Source organism: Caballeronia choica, assembly GCF_001544535.1.
GTDB lineage: Bacteria > Pseudomonadota > Gammaproteobacteria > Burkholderiales > Burkholderiaceae > Caballeronia > Caballeronia choica.
On sequence record NZ_FCON02000014.1, the window covers coordinates 82205 to 105209 of the forward strand.

Genomic DNA, 23005 nt, shown 5'->3' on the forward strand with positions numbered 1-23005 from the left:
AGGTTTTGGCGTTGCGTGCCGATTCGTTGAACGATCAGGTTGAACGATCAGGCCATCCGTTTCCTGACGAAGCCCCACACGACGAGCAGGATGATCGCGCCGATCACCGAAGCGATCCAGCCCGCCGCCTGTCCCGGCTGATACCAGCCGAGCGCGCGGCCGACATAGCCGGCGACCAGCGACCCGACGATACCGAGCACGATGGTCATGATCCAGCCCATGTTGTCGTCGCCCGGTTTGATCGCGCGCGCGATGAGTCCCACGATCAACCCGACGATCAAAGTACCGATGAATGCGAACATGCGGTTGCTCCTTGGCAGAGTTTGGCTGCGGCCGGGCGTGTCCCGGTAGATGCAAAGTAGCACGGCAATTGGAGTTTGGGTATGACGGCCGAGGCACGGTCCGCGCCTGGGCGATGAAGCGGGGCATCGTCCGATCGGCCATGCCGTGCCGCGATGCCGCGCGGCCGGCAGCGGGCAGGGTAAAATTCGCGGCTCCGATGCGCCGTTCCGAGCGCATGCAGCCGACACCTTGCACCGAATTCAACCGCCATGACCGATTCCGCACCCGACCAGACCGACGACGCCATCCATGAAGACCGCCTGTGGCGCGACGACGGCTGGACGGCGCGCGTGATCAAGAACGAAGACGACGACGGCTGGGCCGTCGAGATGATCAAGGATGGCGAGGCGGAGCCCGCGCTCGTCGGACCGTGGACGATGGGCCGCGACAAGAAGAATCCGAAGCCCCTCGATGCCGGGGCGTTCCGCACGCTGGTCAAGACCGCGTCGGAGGTGTTGCGGCGGCATGAACAGCAGCTTCACGCGATGCTGCACAAGCGCTTCGTGGTTAGCGCGCGTGGTGAGGAGGTGACGGTAACGCTCGACATCGTTCCCGATGAGGATGATCCTTATGCCGACCTGAAGGCGTTCGATGCGTTCGGCGCGCAGCTTGCGCAGGTGCGGGTGTCGGCAGGATTCAAGCTGAGCAAGACCAGCGCCGAGGCGTGGGTCGAAAGTGAGTTTCAGAAGCCGGCGTAGGGCCAGCCACCCACGCCCTAGTACACGCCGGCCATCCCCTCCGGCCGGTGCTTGAACCGTCGATGCACCCAGTAATACTGCTCGGGAAACCGCAGCACCTGCGTTTCGAGAAACGCATTCATGCGGCGGGCATCGACCGCATCGTCATCCGACGGAAAATCCGCGAGCGGTTCAAAAATCGTCATTTTGTAGCCGCGATAATCCGGCAGCACTTCCGTCACGAACGGCACGACGCGCGCCCGTCCGAGCCGCGCGAGCCGCGACACCGACGTCAGCGTGCAGGCCGGCACGCCGAAGAACGGCACGAACACCGAATTCTCGATGCCGTGGTCCATGTCCGCCGCGAGCATCACCGATTTGCCGGCGCGCAGCAGCTTCAGCACGGCGCGGGCGCTGTCCGAGCGCTTCACCATGTGCGCGCCAAAGCGTCCGCGCTGCGTCGTCGCGAGTTCGCACAGGCGCGTGTCCTTCATCGGCGTGTAGAGCGAGGTGATCGGCTGTTTGGTCGAGTACAGCATGCAACCCACTTCAATGGCGACGAAGTGAAAGCCCATGAAGATGGTGGGCGGTGCGTGCTCGTCGTCGAGGTCGATGTGGCTTTCGAGTTCCACCAGCCGTTCGATCGAGCGGGCCGAACCGAACCATTGCACGCCACGCTCGACATAGCTGCGAACCACATGGCGGAAATGGTTCCGGCCCATTTGCTGGTATTGCGCATGGCTGCGGCCGGGGAAGCACAGTTCGAGGTTGACGAGCGCAATGCGCTTGCGGCGGCTCGGAATCGAGAAGAGGCAGGCGCCGAGCAGGCTGCCAAAGCGCGCGACGAGGCCGTACGGCAGGACGGCGAAGCCGCGCAGCAAGGCGACGACGAGCGCGAAGCCGAATGATTTCAATGAGGTTCCTTTGGGGGACCGGCGCGTTGCCGGCGCGGCGGGCGGAAGCCGGAGCTTCGTCGATTGACGCGGTCTGGCGAGCGCGATGGAACCCACATGATCGCACATCGGCCGTAAGACGCGAAAAAGTCTGAAAACGCGGCCATGTTCGTACATTGTCCGCGCTCGCGAAATGGTGCGAACCCGTGCAACAACGTCCGCATTCGCCCGCCGCTCTGCGCCCTTGATCGAACGCGCCTCGTCCCGCGATAATCGGCACTCGCGCGCGCCATTCGTCCCGTCCCCGGAGACCCGCCATGCACTTCCTGCTGATATACGACCTCTGCTCCGACTACCTCGAACGCCGCGGCCAATTCCGCGACGCGCATCTCGCGCTCGCATGGGAGGCCGTCGAACGCGACGAGCTGGTGCTGGCCGGCGCGCTCGACGAGCCGGTCGATCGCGCGATGCTCCTCTTTCACATCGATTCGCCGCAAGCCGCCGAGGATTTCGCGCGCAACGACCCGTATGTGATCAACGGGCTCGTCACGCACTGGCAGGTGCGGCGCTGGAATACCGTCGTCGGGACGAGGGCGGCGAATCCGGTGCGCTGACCCGGGTCAACCTTCGTCGGCGGTTTCCGCTTGCTCGTTTTCGCCGCGGGCGGCGAGTCCGCGCGATGCCGCGGCCGAGCGGCGCCGTCCCGCCGCGCGAAACAGCTTCGTCATCGCGTCGTCGACCTGCTGCGAGCGCTCGAACAGGTCCGAGAGCCAGTCGACGAACACGCTCACGCGCGGCGTCGCCTGCCGGCTCTTCAGGAACGCCACCGACACGTTCATCGGCATCGACTTCCACTGCGGCAGCACCTCGCGCAACTGCCCGGAGCGCAGATACGGCAGCGCCGCGATGCGCGGCGGCTGGATCAGCCCGAGCCCTTCGAGGCCGCACGCGAGATACGCGTGCTCGTCGGTGACCTGCACGAAGCCGGGCATCTTCACCGACACCGCCTTGCCGTCCACTTCGAAATCGAAATCGACCGGCCGCCCGCTTTTCTCCGACACGCAATTCACGGCGAAATGGCCCGCGAGATCGTCGAGGGTGGCGGGCATGCCGTTGCGTTCCAGATACGCGGGACTCGCGCACGTCACGTGCTCGAAGCTGCCGAGCCGCCGCGCGATCAGGCCGGAATCGGGCAGTTCGCCGAGTTGCACGCTGCAATCGACGCCTTCGCCCACCAGATCGACTGTCCGGTTGCCGATGCCGATCGACAGGTCGATATGCGGATAGCGCGCGTGAAAATCGGGCAGCGCGGGCACGACGATCGAGGTCGCGACGGTATCCGGCATTTCGACGCGCAGCCGCCCGCGCAGGCGGTCTTCGCCCGCGTGGAAGCCGGATTCGAGGTCGTCGATGTCGGCGAGGATTTGGGCGCAGCGTTCGTAGTAGGCGGCGCCGTCGACGGTGAGGTTCAGGCGGCGCGTCGTGCGTGCCAGCAACTGCACGCCGACCAGGGCTTCGAGTTGTTGAATGGTCGTGGAGACGCTCGCGCGCGGCATGCCGAGCGATTCGGCGGCGCGCGAGAAGCTGTTCGTATCGACGACGCGTGTGAAGACACGCATTGCATGAACGCGATCGAGCACGTGAGTTTCCCAGGGCGTTGTTCAGGCGGGCCGCCTGCGCCTCGGATGGGTTGGCATGGGCGGACCGGCGATGGTCACATCGTATGCGGTGCGATGGCTCGCGTTAATACCCAAAAGTCGCGGATTATTGCCCAGTCCTGCGGGGGCGCTTTTGGGAGCGCCCGGGGGGGGTGTTTACACCGTTTGATGCGCTTGTGCTTCCATGGAACTTGTTTTGCTTTTGGTCTATTTGCTCTGCCCCTGTCCGGGGCGGGACTCACTTTCTTTGCTGCTGCAAAGAAAGTAAGCAAAGAAAGCAGCTTTCCACCGCCAATCCTTGCCAGTCGCCGCCAGACCGTTATGTCGGAGTGGTCCAACCGGGGGAGTGTCGTTAGCGGGGTTTCGTCGTTGTTGGCATGTAGAAAAGGCGCGCACGTCGCACCGCTACAGGGAGTGGAACAGCAGTCATTCATCCGTCATGGCACTTCGTGCCCGACGACAGGTCTGCCAAGCGGGCAGATTAAAGCATGCAGTAGCACAAGCGTAGCGAGTGAGTGTGAATGAGGATGGGTTTCGGTTTTGCCTGACGGGTGAGCGCGTAGCGCGAGGCCGGATGTATGACTGCTGGTCCACTTCGTATTGCGGTGCGATGCCCGTACCTCTTCTACATGCCAACAACGATGAAACCCCGCTAACGACACTCCCCCGGTTGGACCACTCCGAAGGAACAGTCTGGCGGCGACTGGCAAGGATTGGCGTTGGAAAGCTGCTTTCTTTGCTTACTTTCTTTGCAGCAGCAAAGAAAGTGAGTCCCGCCCCGGACAGGGGCAGAGCAAATAAACCAAAAACAAAACAAGTTCCATAGAAGCGCAAAAACATCAAACGGCGTAAACACCCCACCCCAAGCGCCAGCGACAACTCATCGAATACCCGAACCCCCTGAAAATAAATTTTTTTCCAGACCCGTTCTGAGTAAATATAGTTTCATTACATCTTCCTGAAGGTGTGGCAACCAAGAATGGTCGCGTCGACCCCATCCCCCGCCGATGAGCCGATCTCCCTGCGCATCGCCGCCGCCATGCCCACCCTCACGCCGATCCACCGGCGCATGGGCGCGTTCGTGCTGGCGAACCTGTTCCGCTCGGCGACCATGCGCATCGACGAACTGGCCAGCGCCGTAGGGGCCTCGGTGGCGACCGCCAACCGCTTTGCGCGCGCGCTCGGCTTCGACGGCTATCCGGCGTTTCGCGAGGCGCTGGTGCGCGGCTTCGAAGCGACCATCGCGCCCGTCGAGCGCCTGCGCACCGCACGCGAATCGCCCGCAAGCGGCACGCAGGTGTTCGATGCGTCGCTGGAACAGGCGGCATCGAACCTGCAAATGACGCGCAGCGCGCTCGACGGCGACGTCGCCGAAGCGCTGGTCGAAGCGATTCTCGAGGCGCGCCGCGTGTTCGTGCTCGGCTATGGCGCAAGCGCGTTCCTCGCCGGCCTCATGGAGCACGGCCTGACGCCGTACTGCGCCAACGTGCAGTCGCTCGCGCTGACGGGCGGTCCGTCGCACGCGGCGCGGCGCCTGTTCAACGCATCGCGCGGCGACCTGCTGGTGGCGATCGCGTTTCCGCGCTACGTCGACGACACCATCGAACTCGCGCGTCTCGCCGCCGGTCACGGCGTGCGGGTGGTCGCGCTCACCGACAGCGCCGCGTCGCCGCTCGCGCAATTCGCCGACCTCACGCTGACGATCCGCACCGAGCGCCGCCTCGCCGCGAATTGCGATACCACCGTGCTCGCCGTCATCGAGGCGATCTGCGACGCGGTCGCGCATCGGGCGAAGCGCTCGGTCGAAGCCGCTTCTGGCCTCACCGAATTCGTCCTGCCGTGGCTCGTGAAACCGTCGATGCAACTTTCCCCGGCGATCACGCGCGTCGCCGCAAAAACCGAAAACAGCAAAACATGAATCCGACTCCCGTCATCGCAATCCACGGCGGCGCAGGCACGATCCTGCGCTCCTCACTGAGCGCCGAAGCCGAAGCGCAGTATCACGCGGCGCTCGATGGCATCCTCCTTGCCGGCCAGCGCATTCTCGCCGACGGCGGCAGCGCGCTCGATGCCGTCACCGAAGCGGTGCGCCTGCTCGAAGACTGTCCGCTCTTCAACGCGGGACACGGCTCCGTGTTCACGGCAGCGGGCACGCATGAACTCGATGCATCGGTGATGGACGGCGCGACGCTCGAAGCCGGCGCCGTGTGCTGCGTCACGCGCGTGAAAAATCCGGTGCTGGCCGCGCGCCGCGTGCTCGACCATAGCGAGCATGTGCTTTTCACCGGGGCGGGCGCTGAAGCGTTCGCGGCGGCACAGGGTCTCGAATTCGTCGATCCGGCGTACTTTCATACCGATGCGCGCTATCGGCAATGGCTCGCGGCGCGCGGCACCCAGGGCACGATGCTCGATCACGACGCGGCTTCGTTGCAGGCGCAGGCGCAGGAGCCGGAGCAGGACCCAGGCCCGATCGATCCCGACAAGAAATTCGGTACGGTCGGCGCCGTTGCGTTCGATGCGCAGGGTCACGTCGCCGCGGCGACCTCGACGGGCGGCATCACGAACAAGCAGCCGGGACGCGTCGGCGATGCGCCGCTGATCGGCGCGGGCTGTTACGCGAACGACGCGACCTGCGCCGTATCGACCACCGGCACCGGCGAGATGTTCATGCGCATGCTGGCGGCCTACGACGTAGCGGCGCGCATGGAATATCGCGGCGCGTCGCTGGAGCAGGCGGCGGCCGAGGTCGTGATGGAACGGCTGCCGCGCATCGACGGACGCGGCGGCCTGATCGCCGTCGATACGAAAGGCAACGTGACGCTGCCGTTCAACACCGAAGGGATGTATCGCGGATTCGCGCGCGTGGGCGAGACGCCGGTCACGGCGATTTACCGCTGACAACGAAGGGAACCAGCCGATGCTTGCCAGTCAGTCGTTGCCGCCGTCGCGGGTGATCGAAGTGAACGACCTGTCGGTGACGTTCCGCGCGGGGCCGAAGCTCGTCGAAGCGGTGAAGCATCTCTCGTTCACGGTGGATCGCGGCGAGACGCTGGCGATCGTCGGCGAATCGGGCTCGGGCAAGTCGGTGACGTCGCTCGCGCTGATGCGTCTGGTCGAACACGGCGGCGGCAGGATCGCGTCGGGCAGCATCGCGTTCCGGCGCCGCAACGATCGGGTGACCGATCTCGCAAGCGCATCGAATTCGACGATGCGCACGATACGCGGCGCCGACATCGCGATGATCTTCCAGGAGCCGATGACATCGCTGAACCCGGTGTTCACCGTCGGCGACCAGATCGCCGAGGCGATCGCCCTGCATCAGCACAAGCGTCATGGCGAGGCGCGGACCGAAGCGCTGCATCTGCTCGACCTCGTGCGCATTCCCGAGTCGAAGCGCGTGTTTGCGCGCTATCCGCACCAGCTTTCGGGCGGCATGCGCCAGCGCGTGATGATCGCGATGGCGCTCTCGTGCAAGCCCGCGCTCCTGATCGCCGACGAACCGACCACGGCGCTCGACGTGACCATTCAGGCGCAAATCCTCCAGCTGATTCGCGGCTTGCAGGACGAGATGAACATGGGCGTGATCTTCATCACGCACGACATGGGCGTGGTCGCGGAAGTGGCCGACCGCGTGCTCGTGATGTATCGCGGCGAGAAGGTCGAGGAGGGCGCATCCGACACGCTGTTCGCCGCGCCGAAACATCCGTACACGAAGGCGTTGCTCGCCGCCGTGCCGAGGCTCGGCGCGATGCACGGCACCGACCGGCCGGCCAAGTTTCCGATCGTCGAAGTGGAGGCGGCTTCGGTTGCGCCCGACGATGCCAGCGCGCTGCGCCCGTCGGCGGCGGTCGAGGCGGAGAGGCAGCCCGCCGTCGATGCGGCGAGCGCGCCGATCCTGCGCGTGCGCGATCTCGTCACGCGCTTTCCGGTGAAGAGCGGCATCTTCGGCCGCGTGACAGGCGCGGTGCATGCGGTCGAGCGCGTGAGCTTCGACCTGCGTCCGGGCGAGACGCTGGCGCTGGTCGGCGAATCGGGCTGCGGGAAATCGACCACCGGGCGCTCGCTGCTGAAGCTCGTCGAAAGCCAGAGCGGTTCGATCGAGTTCAACGGGCGCGATATCAGCAAGCTGTCGGGCCCCGCATTGCAGGCGCTGCGCCGCGACATCCAGTTCATCTTCCAGGACCCGTTCGCGTCGCTCAATCCGCGTCTGACAGTCGGCTTCTCGATCATGGAGCCGCTGCTCGTGCATCGCGTATCGAAAGGCAAGGAGGCGGAGCAGCGCGTCGAATGGCTGCTCGAAAAAGTCGGCCTGCCTGCCGAAGCGGCGCAGCGCTATCCGCATGAATTCTCGGGCGGGCAGCGTCAGCGCATCGCGATTGCACGCGCGCTCGCCCTGAATCCGAAAGTCGTGATCGCCGACGAGTCGGTCTCCGCGCTCGATGTCTCCGTGCAGGCGCAGATCGTCAACCTGATGCTCGACCTGCAACGCGAACTCGGCGTCGCGTATCTGTTCATCTCGCATGACATGGCGGTGGTCGAGCGCGTCAGCCATCGCGTCGCGGTGATGTATCTCGGCCAGATCGTCGAGATCGGTCCGCGTCAGGCCGTGTTCGAGGCGCCGCGCCATCCGTACACGAGAAAGCTGATGAGCGCGGTGCCCGTTGCCGATCCCGCGCGCCGGCATGCGAAACGCATGCTCGCCGCCGATGAAATCCCGAGCCCGATCCACATGCTCGGCGATGAGCCGGTCGTCGCGAAGCTCGTCGCGGTTGCACCGGATCATTTTGTCGCCGAGCATCATGTCGGCGGACTGTACTGACATCAAGCATGAAGTAGAACCCTGCGCCACCACAACTTCAAAGCCAAGGAGTGCAACGATGCCGTCTTCGAAGTCCAGTCTCTTGCGCGTGCGCGCGCTGATCGCCGCCGGCGCCTGCGTGTTCGGAACGCTTGCCGCCGCGCCCGCTTCCGCCGAAACGACCGCCGTGATGGCGGTCGCCTCGACCTTCACGACGCTCGATCCCTACGACGCCAACGACACGCTCTCGCAAGCGGTCGCGAAGTCGTTCTATCAGGGCCTGTTCGGTTTCGACAAGGACATGAAGATCGTCAACGTCCTTGCCACGAGCTACGAGGCAAGCCCCGACGCGAAGGTCTACACGATCAAGCTGCGCTCCGGCGTGAAGTTCCAGGACGGCACCGACTTCAACGCGGCGGCCGTGAAAGCGGTGTTCGATCGCGTCACCGATCCGGCGAACAAGCTGAAGCGCTACAACCTCTTCAACAAGATCGACAAGACCGAGGTGATCGATCCGCTGACGGTGAAGATCACGCTGAAGATTCCGTTCTCGGCGTTCATCAACGTGCTGGCGCATCCGTCGGCCGTGATGATCTCGCCCGATGCGCTGAAGAAGTACGGCAAGGACATCTCGCTGCATCCGGTGGGCACAGGGCCGTTCGAGTTCGTCGAATGGAAGCAGACCGACGACCTGAAGGTGAAGAAGTTCGCGGGCTATTGGAAGAAGGGCTATCCGAAGATCGATGCGATCGACTGGAAGCCGGTGGTGGACAACAACACGCGCGCGGCGCTGATGCAGACGGGCGAAGCCGACTTCGCATTCCAGGTGCCCTTCGAGCAGGCCGCCGTGCTGAAGGCGAGCCCGAAGGTCGACCTGATCGCGGCGCCATCGATCATCCAGCGCTACATCAGCATGAACATGCTGCAGAAGCCCTTCGACAACCCGAAGGTGCGCGAGGCGATGAACTACGCGATCAACAAGGAGGCGCTCGTGAAGGTGGCGTTTGCGGGTTATGCGATGCCGGCCGAAGGCGTCGTGCCCCAGGGCGTCGACTATGCGGTTAAAACCGGCCCGTGGAAATACGATCCGGCGAAGGCGCGCGAACTGCTGAAGGAAGCGGGCTATCCGAACGGTTTCGAAACGGTGCTCTGGTCGGGCTATAACCACTCGACCGCGCAGAAGATCATCCAGTTCGTGCAGCAGCAACTGGCGCAGGTCGGCGTGAAGGCGGAAGTGCAGGCGCTCGAGGCCGGGCAGCGCGTGGCGAAGGTGGAGAGCGCGCCGGACCCGGCAACGGCGCCGGTGCGCATGTACTACATCGGCTGGTCGTCGTCGACGGGTGAAGCGGACTGGGCCATCTCGCCGCTGCTTGCAAGCGGTTCGTTCCCGCCGAAGCTGTCCAACACCGCGTACTACAAGAACGACGCGGTCGACGCCGATCTGACGAAGGCGCTCGCGACCACCGACCGCAACGAGAAATCCGCGCTCTACGCCGATGCGCAAAAGCGTATCTGGGCCGATGCGCCGTGGGTTTTCCTCGTCACGGAGAAGGTGGTGTACGCGCGCAGCAAGCGGCTCTCGGGTGCCTACGTGATGCCTGACGGGTCGTTCAGCTTCGACGAGATCGCGATCAAGTAAGGACTCGCCGGGCGGCGGCGATGACGCCGCCCGGCCGAACGAGGTCTCGCTCATGCTGAATTTTCTTGCCAAGCGGCTGCTCGGACTCTTGCCGACACTGCTGATCGTCGCTGTCCTGGTGTTCCTGTTCGTGCACATGCTGCCGGGCGATCCCGCTCGTCTTGCCGCGGGCGCCGAAGCCGACGAAGCGACCGTCGCGCTCGTGCGTGCCGATCTCGGACTCGACAAGCCGCTGCCGCAGCAGTTCGTCAACTTCTTCGCGAAGGTCGTTCACTTCGACTTCGGCACGTCGACGCGCAGCAAGCGCCCCGTCAGCACGGAGATCGCCGAGCGCTTCATGCCGACGCTGTGGCTCACGATCGCGAGCATGGTCTGGGCGGTCGTGTTCGGCATGGCGATCGGGATTGTGTCGGCGGTGTGGCGCAACAAGTGGCCGGACCGGATCGGCATGACGCTCGCGGTGTCGGGCATCTCGTTTCCGGCGTTCGCGCTCGGCATGCTGCTGATGGAGATATTTTCGGTGAAGCTCGGCTGGCTGCCGATCGTCGGCGACGGCACATGGCAGAGCTACATCCTCCCGTCGATCACGCTCGGTGCGGCGGTGGCCGCCGTGATGGCGCGCTTCACGCGGGCATCGTTCGTCGAGGTGATGAACGAGGACTTCGTGCGCACCGCGCGCGCGAAGGGCGTGCGCGAACCGATCGTCATCGTCAAGCATTGCCTGCGCAACGCGATGATCCCGGTCGTCACGATGATGGGCTTGCAGTTCGGCTTCCTGCTCGGCGGCTCGATTGTCGTGGAGAAAGTGTTCAACTGGCCGGGGCTCGGGCGCCTGCTCGTCGATGCCGTCGAGATGCGCGACTATCCCGTGATCCAGGCCGAAGTGCTGCTGTTTTCGCTGGAGTTCATCGTGATCAACCTGATCGTCGACGTGCTGTATGCCGTCATCAATCCGACCATCCGCTTCAAGTGAGGCTCGCATGAGCGTGACCGCCGATACAGCCAGGGCCGCCGCAATCGCGAGCCACGAGATCCGCACGCCGTGGACCGAGTTCTGGCGCAAGTTCAAGAAGCAGCCGGTGGCGCTCGCAGCGGGCGTGTTTGTGCTGCTGCTGATCGTGATCGCGATCATCGCGCCGTATATCGTGCCCTACGATCCGTCGAACTATTTCGACTATGACGCGCTCAACGCGGGACCCTCGGCGGCGCACTGGTTCGGGGTCGATTCGCTCGGCCGCGACATCCTCAGCCGCATTCTCGCGGGGAGCCGCATATCGCTCTCGGCCGGGTTGCTCTCGGTCGTGATCGGCGCGGTGATCGGCACGTTCTTCGGCCTGCTCGCGGGCTACTACGAAGGCTGGTGGGATCGCATCGTGATGCGCGTCGCGGACGTGCTGTTCGCGTTCCCCGGCATCCTGCTTGCGATCGGCGTCGTCGCGATCCTGGGCAACGGGATGGTGAACGTCGTCTGCGCGGTCGCGATCTTCAGCATCCCGGCGTTCGCGCGGCTCGTGCGCGGCAACACGCTTTCGCTCAAGCACCTCACGTATATCGAAGCCGCGCGCAGCATCGGCGCATCGGACTGGACGATCATCGTGCGGCACATCCTGCCGGGCACGATCTCGTCGGTGGTCGTCTACTTCACGATGCGCATCGGCACCTCGATCATCACTGCCGCGAGCCTGTCGTTCCTCGGTCTGGGCGCGCAACCGCCGACGCCCGAGTGGGGCGCGATGCTCAACGAAGCGCGCGCCGACATGGCGATGGCGCCGCATATCGCGGTGTTCCCGAGTCTCGCGATTTTCTTCACGGTGCTGGCGTTCAACCTGCTCGGCGACGGCTTGCGCGACGCGCTCGATCCGAAGCTGGACCGGCCATGACCGATGCGCCGCATGTCGGGACGCTCGCCGCCGGTCTGCTCGGCACGATCGCGGACGTGGCGGGCGTAACGGTCGGACACTGCACGCTCGATGAAGGCCCGGTGCAAACCGGCGTGACAGTCGTGCGTCCGCATGACGGCGATGTCTATCGACGCAAGGTGCCGGCCGCCGCGAGCGTGATCAATGGCTTTGGCAAGAGCATCGGTCTCGTGCAGGTCGATGAACTCGGCGTGCTCGAAACGCCCATCGCGCTGACGAATACGTTCGGTGTCGGCACGGTTGCGAATGCGCAGATTCGGGCGGCAATCACGGCGAACCCGGAGATCGGCCGAGAATGGCCGACCGTCAATCCGCTGGTGTTCGAATGCAACGATGGTTACCTCAACGACATCCAGGCGCTCGCCGTTCAGGAGGCGCATTATCATCGCGCGTTGCAGGCCTGCGACCGCGCGTTCGAACGCGGTTCGGCCGGCGCCGGGCGCGGCATGTCGTGCTTCGAACTGAAGGGCGGCATCGGATCGGGCTCGCGTATCGCGCAGGTCGCGGGACGCTCGTTCATGACGGGCGCGCTCGTGCTCGCCAACTTCGGGCGCTTGCCGATGCTGACGCTGGCGGGCGTCGCGCTCGGCCGCTCGCTGGCCGCACTGGAACAACAGGAGCAGCAAAAGCAGCAAAAACCCGAGCACGGCTCGATCATCATGATCATCGCCACCGATGCGCCGCTCGACGCGCGCCAGTTGCGCCGTCTTTCGATGCGCGCCGCAGCCGGGCTCGCACGCACGGGGTCGGTGTACGGCCACGGCAGCGGCGATATCTCGCTCGCGTTCACGACAGCCTACGTGGTCCCGCATCTCGACGACTTCATCGACGTGCCCGCACTCGTGTCCGACGCGCGCCTCGATCCGCTGTTCCAGGCCGCGGCGGACAGCGTCGAGCAGGCGATTATCGACGCGCTGTTCAGCGCCGTATCGGTGACGGGCCGCGACGGTCATCGCAGGCTTTCGTTCAAGGACATGCAGGCCAACAAGCCATGAAAGTACTGATTTCAGCGGATATCGAAGGCGTCGCCGGCGTGTTCCATCCGGAGCAGACGCGCGCGGGCAACGGCGAATACGAACAGGCGCGCCGCTGGATGACGCTCGAAGCCAACGCGGCGATCGAAGGCGCATTCGCGGGCGGCGCGAGCCAGGTGTGCGTCAACGATTCGCACGGTGGCTTTCGCAACCTCCTGCCCGACCTGATCGATGCGCGGGCGAGCATGGTGCTCGGCAAGCCGCGCTCGCTCGGGATGATGACGGGCCTCGAAGACGAGCCGGAACTCGTGTTCATGATCGGCTATCACGCGCGTGCGCAAAGCCGCGGCATCCTCGCGCATACGATCAACAGCTTCGCGTTCGCGCGGGTTTCGCTCGATGGCGAGGAGGTCGGCGAAGCCGGATTGTACGGCGCGTTGGCGGAGGAACGCGGCGCACGTGTCGCGCTCCTGAGCGGCGACGACGTGTTCGTCGAGGAAACCCGGCCTGCGTTTCCCGAAGCGCGCTTCGTCACGGTGAAGACCGCGCATGGTTATTCGAGCGGCGTCACGCAGACGCCTTCGAGCGCTTGCGAGACGATCCGCCGCGCGGCTTGCGAGGTTGTCGACGGCGCCTTCGGGGCGGTGCGTTCGATAGCCGCGAAGCCGAAGCCCGTGCATTGCGAACTGCGCGTGCAAACCACCGCGCTGGCCGATCTCTTCTGCCAATGGCCGACGCTCGAACGCATCGACGGCGTCACGCTCGCCTTCGATACCCCATCGGTCGAGGGTGCGGTGCGCACGCTGAACTGCCTGTCGGCGATGTCGTCCATGCTGCGGTGAAGGCGCGGGCGTTCGTCTATCATTGCGAACGCCTCGCTCGCGACGCGTGGCCTTCCCGTTTTCACTCTCTACCTCATCCATGTACCTGTCGATCTTTGCCGTGGGTATCGGCGGCGCGCTCGGCTCCCTGCTTCGCTGGGTGCTCGGCCTGCGGCTCAACGCGCTCTTTCCGAATCTGCCGCTCGGCACGCTGGCGGCCAATGTGATCGCGGGCTATGTGATCGGCGTCGCGGTGGCGTGGTTCGCGCGCATGCCGGACGTGCCCATCGAATGGCGGCTGTTCGTGATCACCGGCCTGATGGGCGGCCTCTCGACGTTCTCGACCTTCTCGGCGGAAGTCGTCGCGCATCTCCAGCAAGGGCGCTTCGGCTGGGCTGCCGGCGAGATCGCGATCCATGTGACGGCGTCGGTGGTGATGACGATTCTCGGCATCGCCACGGTGTCGCTCGCACGTTAGGCCGTTGACCGTGGTGCACATCCGGCCGTATCGCGCGGACGATCTCGATGGCGTCATCGACATCTTCCTGCGCGCGGTTCGCGAAGTCGCCGCGCGCGATTACGACCGGCATCAGATCGACGCATGGGCGCAAGTGGATCGTGAAGCTTGGTCGGTCAGGCGCATGAGCCGGCCGACCTGGGTTGCGACCATCGGCTCGTCGCTCGCGGGTTTCGCCGACCTCGAAAGCGACGGGCATCTGGACATGATGTTCGTTCATCCCGCGCATCAGGGAAGGGGTGTCGCGAGCGCGCTGCTCGCGCAAGTCGAGGCCAGCGCTCGCGAGCAAGGCATCGCGAGGCTGCATGCGGAGGTCAGCATCACGGCGCGGCCGTTCTTCGGGCGGCGCGGGTTTCGCGTGATCGCGGAGCAGGTGGTCTGCGTGCGCGGCCAGCGTTTCGACAACTTTCGCATGGAGAAGGTGCTCGGGCCGACTCAGACGCCGAACTGATTTAAATCCCCAAATCTGTATAGACAACTTAAAACATCGGTCCTCAGTAGATTCCCTAGGACCCTCTTGTTTATAAGATAAGAGCCGTTTAGACTGGGCGCTGACTTGTATAGACAGGATGAGCCATGATCAAGCTGACACCCGGATTTCTGACCCTGCCGCAACTGCGCCAGATCGCACGCGGTTCCGACTCGCTGGAACTCGACCCGGCGAGCTTCGCCGCGATCGACGCGAGCGCGAAGACCGTCGCCGACATCGCCGCCAAGGGCAAGCCCGCCTACGGCATCAACACGGGCTTCGGACGGCTCGCGAGCACGCACATTCCCGCCGACCAGCTCGAACTGCTGCAGCGCAATCTCGTGCTGTCGCATGCGGTCGGCGTGGGCGAGCCGATGTCGCGACCGGTCGTTCGTTTGCTGATGGCGCTGAAGCTTTCCAGCCTCGGGCGCGGTCATTCCGGCATCCGCCGCGAAGTGATCGACGTGCTCATCACGCTGTTCAACGCCGATGTGCTGCCGATCATCCCGGTGAAGGGCTCGGTCGGCGCATCCGGCGATCTCGCGCCGCTCGCGCACATGTCGACGGTGCTGCTCGGCATCGGCGAGGTCACGATTCGCGGTGAACGTGCGAGCGCGGTGGACGGCCTGAGCGTCGCGGGTCTCAAGCCCATGACGTTGCAGGCGAAGGAAGGCCTGGCGCTTCTCAACGGCACGCAGGCATCGACGGCGCTCGCGCTCTACAACATGTTCGCGATCGAAGACCTGTTCCGCACCGGCCTGGTAGCGGGCTCGCTCTCGGTCGATGCGGCGGAAGGGTCGGTCGTGCCTTTCGATGCGCGCATCCACGAATTGCGCGGGCATCGCGGGCAGATGGAGGCGGCGGCGGCTTACCGCACGTTGCTGAAGGGCTCGGGCATCAACCTGTCGCATGCGAATTGCGACAAGGTGCAGGACCCGTACAGCCTGCGCTGCCAGCCGCAAGTGATGGGCGCGTGCCTCGACCAGATGCGCCATGCGGCACAAGTGCTGCTGATGGAATCGAATGCCGTCTCCGACAATCCGCTGATTTTCCCTGACACCGGCGAAGTTCTTTCGGGCGGCAATTTCCACGCGGAACCGGTCGCGTTCGCCGCCGACAACCTCGCGCTCGCCGCCGCTGAAATCGGGGCGCTGGCCGAACGCCGCATCGCCTTGCTGATCGACGCGACGCTTTCGGGCCTGCCCCCGTTCCTCGTGCGCGATGGCGGCGTCAACTCCGGCTTCATGATTGCCCACGTGACGGCGGCCGCGCTCGCCTCCGAGAACAAGACGCTCGCGCATCCGGCTTCGGTCGATTCGCTGCCGACCTCGGCGAACCAGGAAGACCACGTTTCGATGGCGACGTTCGCGGCCCGCAAGCTGGGCGACATCGCAAGCAACACGGCCCACATCCTCGCGATCGAACTGCTCGCGGCGGCGCAGGGCGTCGACTTGCGCGCGCCGCACCAGACCAGCCCGCTGCTCGCCGAAGTGATGAAGACGCTGCGCGCGCGAGTCGCGCACTACGATCTCGACCACTATTTCGCCCCCGACATCGCGGCCGTCGCGACGCTGGTGCAGGACGGTGACATCGCGAAGCACAGTCCGTTTTCGTTCGAGTCGGAACAGCCTGCATGAACACGCCTGCCTATCAGGAGATCAAGGACTACATCCTGACGCGCATTCACATCGGCGAGTGGAGGGAGGGCGACCAGGTGCCCTCCGAAAACGAACTGGCGCGCGAGTTCAAGGTTGCGCGCATGACGGTGAACCGCGCGCTGCGCGAACTGACGGCAGAGCAGATCCTCACGCGCGTGCAGGGCGCGGGCACGTTCGTCGCGCAGCCGAAATATGCGTCGACGCTCGTCGAGATTCGCAGCATCTCCGATGAAATCGTCGCGCGCGGTCACACATATCGCGCTGACGTGCTGCATCTGGGCGCGTCGATCGTCGATGAAGTGCTCGCCGATGAAATGCAGCTCCCGATAGGCAGTCCCGTGTTTCATTCGCGCCTGCTGCACTTCGAAAACGAGCAGCCCGTGCAGATCGAAGAGCGGCATGTGAATCCCGCGCTCGCGCCCGAATACGCGCGGCAGGACTTCACGACGATCACGCCGAACCAGTACCTGATGGTCGCGGCGCCGCTGCAACGCGTGGAGTACCGCATCGAAGCGGCGGTTCCTTCGGAGGCGACGCGCCATTCGCTTGCGATGAAGGAGCATGAGCCGTGTCTGCTGCTGCATCGGCGCACGTGGTCGCGGGATGCGGTGGCGTCGGTGGCGAACCTTTGGCATCCCGGCGACCGCTATCAATTCACCGGGCACTTCTGATGAACCTGATCCGCGGCGAGTCGCTCGTGCCGATGCCCTGGAAAAACGGTGGCGGCGTGACGCGCGAAATCGACGCCGAACCGAAAGGCGCGGCGCTCGATGCTTTCACATGGCGCCTGAGCATCGCGAATGTCGATGTGGCGGGCGCGTTTTCCCGGTTCGCCGATATCGACCGCACGCTGGTCCTGCTCGAAGGCGCCGGCATGCATCTGCACGAAGCGAGCGGACGCGTGCACGCATTGACCCAGCCGCTCGCGATGGCATCGTTCGCGGGCGAAACGCCGATCGACGCCACGCTCGACAACGGCCCCACGCGCGACTTCAACGTGATGGTGCGGCGAGATCGGGCAACGGCGACAATTCAGGCGCATCGCTCCACGACGAGCGTTTCTCTCACCGATGACGTTGGCCTCACGCTCATCTTCTGCGTGCAGGGCCAGCTCGACGTCACGCTCGATGGCGGCGCCCGCATCATCCTGCAACCCGACGACACCTTGCGCCTCGACGCATCGGACGCGCGTCACTGCGACGTGACATGCGCGCAGCCGGACACGTCGTGGCTGCAGATCGGCATCGCAACAACGGACCACTCACGATGAACACTCTTTTCGCCGACCACGCGCGTCTCGCCGACGGCTGGCAGCGCGACGTGCTGCTTGAATGGGACGAGGCAGGCGCGCTCTTGGCCGTCACACCGGACAGCAACCGACCACCGAACACGCCGCGTGTCGGCGGGCCGGTCATCGCCGGCATGCCGAACCTGCATTCGCATGCGTTCCAGCGCGCGATGGCGGGACTCACCGAATACCGCGCGAGCGCAACCGACACGTTCTGGAGCTGGCGCGACCTGATGTATCGCTTTGCCGCGAAGATCGGTCCCGAGTCGCTTGCCGCGATTGCTCGCTGGCTCTACATCGAGATGCTGAAGGCGGGCTACACGTCGGTCTGCGAATTCCACTACGTGCATCATGGAAGCGCCGGCACGCCTTACGCGAACCGCGCGGAACTGGCGCAGTGCGTCGTCGATGCGGCGGAGCGCGCGGGCATCGGCATGACGATGCTGCCCGTGCTGTACCAGTACAGCGGCTTCAACGAGGGCGCCCCACGCGACGATCAGCGGCGTTTCCTCAACACGCCCGAACAACTGCTCGACCTGCTCGATGCGCTGCGTCACGCGCGGCCCGAAAACGGCGCGCGCCGCTATGGCGCCGCGCCGCATTCGTTGCGGGCGGTATCGGGCGAATCGCTTTCGACCCTGCTCGAAGGGCTCGATGCGCGCTTCGACCGCGCGCCGGTGCATATCCATATCGCGGAGCAAACCGCCGAGGTCGATGCATGTCTCGCCGCCAACGGGCAGCGCCCGGTGGAGTGGCTGCTCGATCGCTTCGCGGTGGATGAACGCTGGTGCCTCGTGCATGCCACGCACGTCGATGCGAACGAATGCGCGCGTCTTGCCGCGAGCGGTGCGACGGCGGGCCTGTGCCTCACGACCGAAGCCAATCTCGGCGACGGCATTTTTCCGGCGCGGGACTATCTCGATGCGGGCGGGCGCATCGGCCTCGGCTCGGACAGCCATATCGGCGTGGACTGGCGTTCGGAACTGCGGTTGCTCGAATACGGCCAGCGTCTCGCGCGCCGTGAGCGCAACGTGCTCGCATCGGCCACGCAAAGCCGTCCCGCCGATCGTCTGTTCGACGCCTCGCTCGACGGCGGCGCACATGCGAGCGGCCGCGCGATCGGCGCGCTCGCGGCGGGCAAGCGCGCGGACTGGCTGGTCCTCGATGCGAATCATCCGGGCATCGCGGGCCATGACCGGGAGACGTGGCTCTCCAGCATCGTGTTCGGCGAACACGGCGAGACACCGATCCGCGACGTCTACGTCGGCGGGCGTAAAGTGATCGATGCACGCCGTCACGCGGATGAGGAAGAAGCCTTCGCGCACTATCGCTCGGCGCTGGGCGAACTCCTGCGCTAAACGCGTGACGGCTACGAACCGGGACGACCACGAAAATGAATGATTCGCCGATCTACACGCTCGAACGCGGCACCGCGCCGCTCCTGATTTCGATTCCGCACCGGGGTACGCGCATCCCCGAAACGCTCGCCGCCGACATGACGCCGGTCGCGCAACGCGTCGACGATTGCGACTGGCATCTGGAGCGCCTGTATGCGTTTGCAAAGGGCATGGGCGCATCGATTCTGCTACCGGAATACTGTCGCTACGTGATCGACCTGAACCGGCCGCCCGATAACGCGAACCTCTATCCCGGCCGCGACACGACGGGCCTGTGCCCCATCGATACCTTCGACAAGGAACCGCTCTACCAGCCGGGCCGCGAGCCTGACAGCGCGCATATCGATGCCCGACGCGCGGCTTACTGGCAGCCGTATCACGATGCGTTGACGCAGGAACTCGCCGACCTGCGCTCGAAGCACGACCGCGTGCTGCTATGGGAAGCGCATTCGATTCGTTCGGTCGTGCCGCGCTTCTTCGAGGGCCGTCTGCCGGACTTCAACTTCGGCACCGCCGATGGCACGACCGCCGTTGCCGGCGTAGCCGAAGCGCTCGCGGAGATCGTCGCGAAGGACGGGCGCTACACGACGATAGCGAACGGTCGTTTCAAGGGCGGCTATATCACGCGGCGCTATGGGCAACCCGCCGACGGCGTGCACGCGGTGCAACTGGAACTGACGCAGTGCACGTACATGCAGGAATCGATGCCTTACGCCTACGACGAAGCGCGCGCATCGCAAGTCCAGCCGTTGCTTGAAAGGCTTGTGACGGCCGCGCTGGACCAAGTCCGCGCCTCATAGAACGCACCAACCGCCTCCATAGGCGTTGGCCGCGATTATTGTGAAACAGACAATGATGTTTAGCGCAATGTGGGGTTTTCCCCAAGGCGCCCGCCACCTAAACTTGTTTTCATGCGAAGCGAATCAGAAACTGAATAAAAGCTTTCCGGTTCGTTTCGGCACTTCAAAACAAGATTACTGGAGGTTCATCATGTTCAAGTCATTCGTTCCCGCACTGGTCCTCGCTTCGGCTCTGGCCGCACCGGCTTTCGCATTCGCGCAAGACAACGCGCCTGTGACCCGCGCCGAAGTCCGCGCCGACCTGGTTCAATTGGAAAAGGCGGGTTACAACCCGAGTACCGACCGCGTCGACTATCCGAAGAACATTCAGGCTGCCGAAGCTCGCGTGAGCGCGCAACAGGGCAACAGCACAAGCGGCTATGGTGCTTCGACGTCGGGTAGTTCGGCTTCGGGCCAGCGTGCCGCAACGCTTACGCCGAACCCGGTGAATTCGGTGTACTTCGGCCACTAAGCCTGCAACTGAGCGAAGTTTCAAAAGAATCGCCTGCCGCTTCAAAGCGGCAGGCGATTTTCATTTGCGCGCCGCATCGCCAGGCGACACCGCCCCGCAAGCGCGAATCACGAGCCGCACGACATCTTCGGTCGCGGCATCGAACGCCTTTTGCGTCAGCGCGCGCTTGCCTTTTAGCGCGCGGATCTGCGCGTCGAAGTCCGCGTAGTGCTGGGTCGTCGCCCAGATCATGAACATCAGCGTTTCGGGGTCGGTCGGTGCAAGCAGTCCACGCGCGATCCAGCCTTCGATCACGATCACGCGCGTTTCGAGCCAGGGCTTCACGCGTTCCTTCAGGATCTCCTGCATGTGCTCCGCGCCGTGGATGATCTCGCTCGCCCACACTTTCGAGCCGAGCGGCCGGCGCCTCGACAACTCCATCTTCGCGCGCACATAGCCACCGATCGCTTCCACCGGATCGTCGCTGCATTCGAACGTATCGGCCGCGCGATGCCAGTCCTCGAACAGGTCTTCGAGCACGCGCCGATAAAGCGCCAGCTTCGTAGGGAAGTAGTAATGCAGGTTCGCTTTCGGTAAGCCAGCGCGTTCAGCGATCATCGCGGTGCTCGCGCCTTCGAGTCCGCGCTCGGCGAAAACGGCCTCCGCGCACGCCAGAAGATGCGCTTCGTTCGATTCGCGGATGTGTGCCTTGCGGCGCCGCAAAGGTGCTCGCGCATTGTCGGTTTCCGGATTGTCTGCTGCCGCTTCGTCGTGTTTCATCGTGTGCCTCGCGCGGTTCGAATGCCGCGCCGTGCCTGGGTCCGTTCACTTCGGCCACTTGCCGCAGCGCTGCGCGGCAGGCAAATGGTGCTGTCCAAAAACGCCATGCTGCATCGCAATGGCACGCTTCTCGCTCTGTACGTCCGGACACAAAAGACGTTGATTTGCTCATTTTAATCGGATACAACCTGTCCAAGTGGACAGGATTCAACAAGCAGGCAGAGGCAGCATCAGGATCATCCCTTAGAAAGAAAAAACGTGCACCGGGTACGTGCGAAGGCGCCCCACAACGCTACGCGGATGCACCAGTTTCACGTCACTCACATACGATTCAAAGGAGCGAGCCGAATGAACGCGGTAACGGATGCAATCGGAAAGGCTGGACTCGATACGTCGATCAAGGTGAACGGCCAGCGCCTGTGGGACAGCCTGATGACGATGGCGAAAATCGGCGCGACGCCGAAAGGCGGCGTCTGCCGTCTTGCACTGACCGACCTCGACAAAGAGGGCCGCGATCTCATCGTGAGCTGGGCGAAGGAAGCGGGTTGCACGGTCAACGTCGATCAGATGGGCAACGTGTTCATGCGCCGCGCGGGACGCAACCCCGACGCGTTGCCGGTCATGACCGGCTCTCATGCGGATTCGCAGCCGACGGGCGGTCGCTTCGACGGCATCTACGGCGTGCTCGGCGGACTCGAAGTGATCCGCGCGCTCAACGATCACGCGATCGAAACGGAGCATCCGGTCGAAGTCGTGATCTGGACCAACGAGGAAGGCTCGCGCTTCGCGCCGGCGATGGTGGCGTCGGGCGTATTCGCCGGCGTGTTCACGCTCGACTATGGTCTCTCGCGCAAGGACGTGGACGGCAAGACGATTGGCGAGGAACTGAAGCGCATCGGCTATGCGGGCGATGTGCCATGCGGCGGCCGTCAACTGCATGCCGCGTTCGAACTGCATATCGAGCAGGGTCCGATTCTCGAAGCCGAGAACAAGACGATCGGTGTCGTCACCGACGCGCAAGGCCAGCGCTGGTACGAGATCACGCTGACGGGCCAGGAAGCGCATGCGGGCCCGACGCCGATGCCGCGTCGCAAGGACGCGTTGCTTGGCGCGTCGCGCGTGGTGGACCTCGTGAACCGCATCGGCCTCGATCATGCGCCGCTCGCTTGCGCGACGGTCGGCATGATGCAGGTCCATCCGAATTCGCGCAACGTGATTCCGGGACGCGTGTTCTTCACGGTGGACTTCCGTCATCCCGAGGATGCCGTGCTTGCGCAGATGGACGCCGCGTTGCGTGAAGGCGTCGCGCGCATCGCGGGTGGCATTGGGCTTGAAACGCAGCTCGAACAGATCTTCTATTACGCGCCCGTCGCGTTCGATGCGGCTTGTGTGAAGTCCGTGCGTGCTGCGGCTGAACGTTTTGGCTATTCGCATCGCGACATGGTGTCGGGGGCGGGACACGATGCCTGCTACCTGTCGCAAGTCGCGCCGACGTCGATGGTGTTCGTGCCTTGCGTCGATGGCATCAGTCATAACGAGATCGAGGATGCGTCGCAGGAATGGATCGAAGCAGGGGCGAATGTCTTGCTGCACGCGATGCTTGAGCGCGCCTCGTGATTTTTGGGTCGCTGGCGCTTGGGGGTGAGGTTTACGCCGTTTGATGTTTTTGCGCTCCTGTTGAACTTGTTTTGGTTTTGGTTTATTTGCTCTGCCCCTGTCCGGGGCGGGACTCACTTTCTTTGCTGCTGCAAAGAAAGTAAGCAAAGAAAGCAGCTTCCCACCGCCAATCCTTGCCATGCGCCGCTAGACCGTTATGTCGGAGTGGTCCAACCGGGGGAGTGTCGTTAGCGGGGTTTCATCGTTGTTGGCATGTAGAAAAGGCGCG

The 23005-nt window shown here is 64.4% G+C and carries 23 protein-coding genes; 19 read left to right on the forward strand and 4 right to left on the reverse strand.

Features of this window, described 5'->3' with window-relative positions:
* Nucleotides 1-47 precede the first annotated feature (47 nt).
* Nucleotides 48-302, reverse strand: coding sequence for a GlsB/YeaQ/YmgE family stress response membrane protein (locus AWB68_RS09100; RefSeq protein WP_087644027.1), 255 nt, complete (start codon nt 300-302; stop codon nt 48-50).
* Between the two features lie 249 nt (nt 303-551).
* Between AWB68_RS09100 and AWB68_RS09105 the strand changes: the two genes are divergently transcribed.
* Complete coding sequence (locus AWB68_RS09105; protein ID WP_087644028.1) at nt 552-1040, forward strand: hypothetical protein; 489 nt, start codon at nt 552-554, stop codon at nt 1038-1040.
* A 17-nt stretch (nt 1041-1057) separates the two neighbouring features.
* Here the strand turns inward: AWB68_RS09105 and AWB68_RS09110 are convergent, their stop codons facing one another.
* The gene (locus AWB68_RS09110) at nt 1058-2314 is read right to left on the reverse strand and encodes a lipid A biosynthesis lauroyl acyltransferase (RefSeq protein ID WP_327382200.1); all 1257 of its coding nucleotides are present in this window, start codon (nt 2312-2314) and stop codon (nt 1058-1060) included.
* Here AWB68_RS09110 and AWB68_RS09115 point away from each other — a divergent pair.
* A complete protein-coding gene (locus AWB68_RS09115) occupies nt 2230-2526 on the forward strand; it encodes a YciI-like protein (RefSeq protein ID WP_087644029.1) in 297 nt (98 codons plus the stop codon). The genes AWB68_RS09110 and AWB68_RS09115 overlap by 85 nt on opposite strands.
* Nucleotides 2527-2532: 6 nt before the next feature.
* Here AWB68_RS09115 and AWB68_RS09120 read toward each other — a convergent pair whose 3' ends face one another.
* The gene (locus AWB68_RS09120) at nt 2533-3552 is read right to left on the reverse strand and encodes a LysR family transcriptional regulator (RefSeq protein WP_087644030.1); all 1020 of its coding nucleotides are present in this window, start codon (nt 3550-3552) and stop codon (nt 2533-2535) included.
* A gap of 997 nt (nt 3553-4549) precedes the next feature.
* Here AWB68_RS09120 and AWB68_RS09125 point away from each other — a divergent pair.
* From AWB68_RS09125 to AWB68_RS09200, 16 genes are all read left to right on the forward strand, one after another.
* Nucleotides 4550-5488, forward strand: a complete 939-nt coding sequence (locus AWB68_RS09125; protein ID WP_087644031.1) for a MurR/RpiR family transcriptional regulator — start codon at nt 4550-4552, stop codon at nt 5486-5488.
* On the forward strand, nt 5485-6468 hold the full coding sequence (locus AWB68_RS09130; protein WP_087644032.1) for an isoaspartyl peptidase/L-asparaginase family protein: 984 nt from the start codon (nt 5485-5487) through the stop codon (nt 6466-6468). Before AWB68_RS09125 ends, AWB68_RS09130 begins: the two co-directional genes overlap by 4 nt.
* 19 nt (nt 6469-6487) lie before the next feature.
* Entirely contained in the window at nt 6488-8389 is a 1902-nt protein-coding gene (locus AWB68_RS09135; protein WP_087644033.1) for a dipeptide ABC transporter ATP-binding protein, read from the forward strand.
* A 58-nt stretch (nt 8390-8447) separates the two neighbouring features.
* Nucleotides 8448-10007, forward strand: coding sequence for a glutathione ABC transporter substrate-binding protein GsiB (gene gsiB, locus AWB68_RS09140; RefSeq protein WP_087644034.1), 1560 nt, complete (start codon nt 8448-8450; stop codon nt 10005-10007).
* Nucleotides 10008-10059: 52 nt separating this feature from the next.
* On the forward strand, nt 10060-10980 hold the full coding sequence (gsiC, locus tag AWB68_RS09145) for a glutathione ABC transporter permease GsiC (protein WP_087644035.1): 921 nt from the start codon (nt 10060-10062) through the stop codon (nt 10978-10980).
* A gap of 7 nt (nt 10981-10987) precedes the next feature.
* Nucleotides 10988-11887, forward strand: a complete 900-nt coding sequence (gene gsiD / locus AWB68_RS09150; protein ID WP_087644036.1) for a glutathione ABC transporter permease GsiD — start codon at nt 10988-10990, stop codon at nt 11885-11887.
* Nucleotides 11884-12921: a DmpA family aminopeptidase gene (locus AWB68_RS09155; RefSeq protein ID WP_087644037.1), complete on the forward strand. Its 1038-nt coding sequence runs from the start codon at nt 11884-11886 to the stop codon at nt 12919-12921. The genes gsiD and AWB68_RS09155 overlap by 4 nt, the downstream gene beginning before the upstream one ends.
* Nucleotides 12918-13742 (forward strand): M55 family metallopeptidase, encoded by an 825-nt coding sequence (locus AWB68_RS09160; RefSeq protein ID WP_087644038.1) that lies wholly within the window; start codon nt 12918-12920, stop codon nt 13740-13742. Before AWB68_RS09155 ends, AWB68_RS09160 begins: the two co-directional genes overlap by 4 nt.
* Nucleotides 13743-13821: 79 nt before the next feature.
* Complete coding sequence (crcB, locus tag AWB68_RS09165; protein ID WP_087644039.1) at nt 13822-14199, forward strand: fluoride efflux transporter CrcB; 378 nt, start codon at nt 13822-13824, stop codon at nt 14197-14199.
* A gap of 10 nt (nt 14200-14209) precedes the next feature.
* Complete coding sequence (locus AWB68_RS09170; protein WP_087644058.1) at nt 14210-14689, forward strand: GNAT family N-acetyltransferase; 480 nt, start codon at nt 14210-14212, stop codon at nt 14687-14689.
* Nucleotides 14690-14814: 125 nt separating this feature from the next.
* The gene (gene hutH / locus AWB68_RS09175; RefSeq protein ID WP_087644040.1) at nt 14815-16344 is read left to right on the forward strand and encodes a histidine ammonia-lyase; all 1530 of its coding nucleotides are present in this window, start codon (nt 14815-14817) and stop codon (nt 16342-16344) included.
* Nucleotides 16341-17036, forward strand: a complete 696-nt coding sequence (gene hutC / locus AWB68_RS09180) for a histidine utilization transcriptional repressor HutC (RefSeq protein WP_087644041.1) — start codon at nt 16341-16343, stop codon at nt 17034-17036. Before hutH ends, hutC begins: the two co-directional genes overlap by 4 nt.
* Nucleotides 17036-17635 (forward strand): HutD/Ves family protein, encoded by a 600-nt coding sequence (locus AWB68_RS09185; protein WP_087644042.1) that lies wholly within the window; start codon nt 17036-17038, stop codon nt 17633-17635. Before hutC ends, AWB68_RS09185 begins: the two co-directional genes overlap by 1 nt.
* A complete protein-coding gene (locus AWB68_RS09190; protein WP_087644043.1) occupies nt 17632-19011 on the forward strand; it encodes a formimidoylglutamate deiminase in 1380 nt (459 codons plus the stop codon). The genes AWB68_RS09185 and AWB68_RS09190 overlap by 4 nt, the downstream gene beginning before the upstream one ends.
* A 35-nt stretch (nt 19012-19046) precedes the next feature.
* Nucleotides 19047-19850, forward strand: a complete 804-nt coding sequence (gene hutG / locus AWB68_RS09195; protein ID WP_087644044.1) for an N-formylglutamate deformylase — start codon at nt 19047-19049, stop codon at nt 19848-19850.
* A gap of 190 nt (nt 19851-20040) precedes the next feature.
* Nucleotides 20041-20361, forward strand: coding sequence for a DUF4148 domain-containing protein (locus tag AWB68_RS09200; RefSeq protein ID WP_087644045.1), 321 nt, complete (start codon nt 20041-20043; stop codon nt 20359-20361).
* Between the two features lie 60 nt (nt 20362-20421).
* Here AWB68_RS09200 and AWB68_RS09205 read toward each other — a convergent pair whose 3' ends face one another.
* Nucleotides 20422-21120 carry a TetR/AcrR family transcriptional regulator gene (locus AWB68_RS09205; protein ID WP_087644046.1) on the reverse strand — a complete coding sequence of 233 codons (699 nt, stop codon included), beginning with the start codon at nt 21118-21120 and terminating at the stop codon, nt 20422-20424.
* A 348-nt stretch (nt 21121-21468) separates the two neighbouring features.
* Here AWB68_RS09205 and AWB68_RS09210 point away from each other — a divergent pair, with 348 nt between their 5' ends.
* Nucleotides 21469-22737: a Zn-dependent hydrolase gene (locus AWB68_RS09210; protein WP_087644047.1), complete on the forward strand. Its 1269-nt coding sequence runs from the start codon at nt 21469-21471 to the stop codon at nt 22735-22737.
* The last annotated feature ends 268 nt before the right edge of the window (nt 22738-23005 follow it).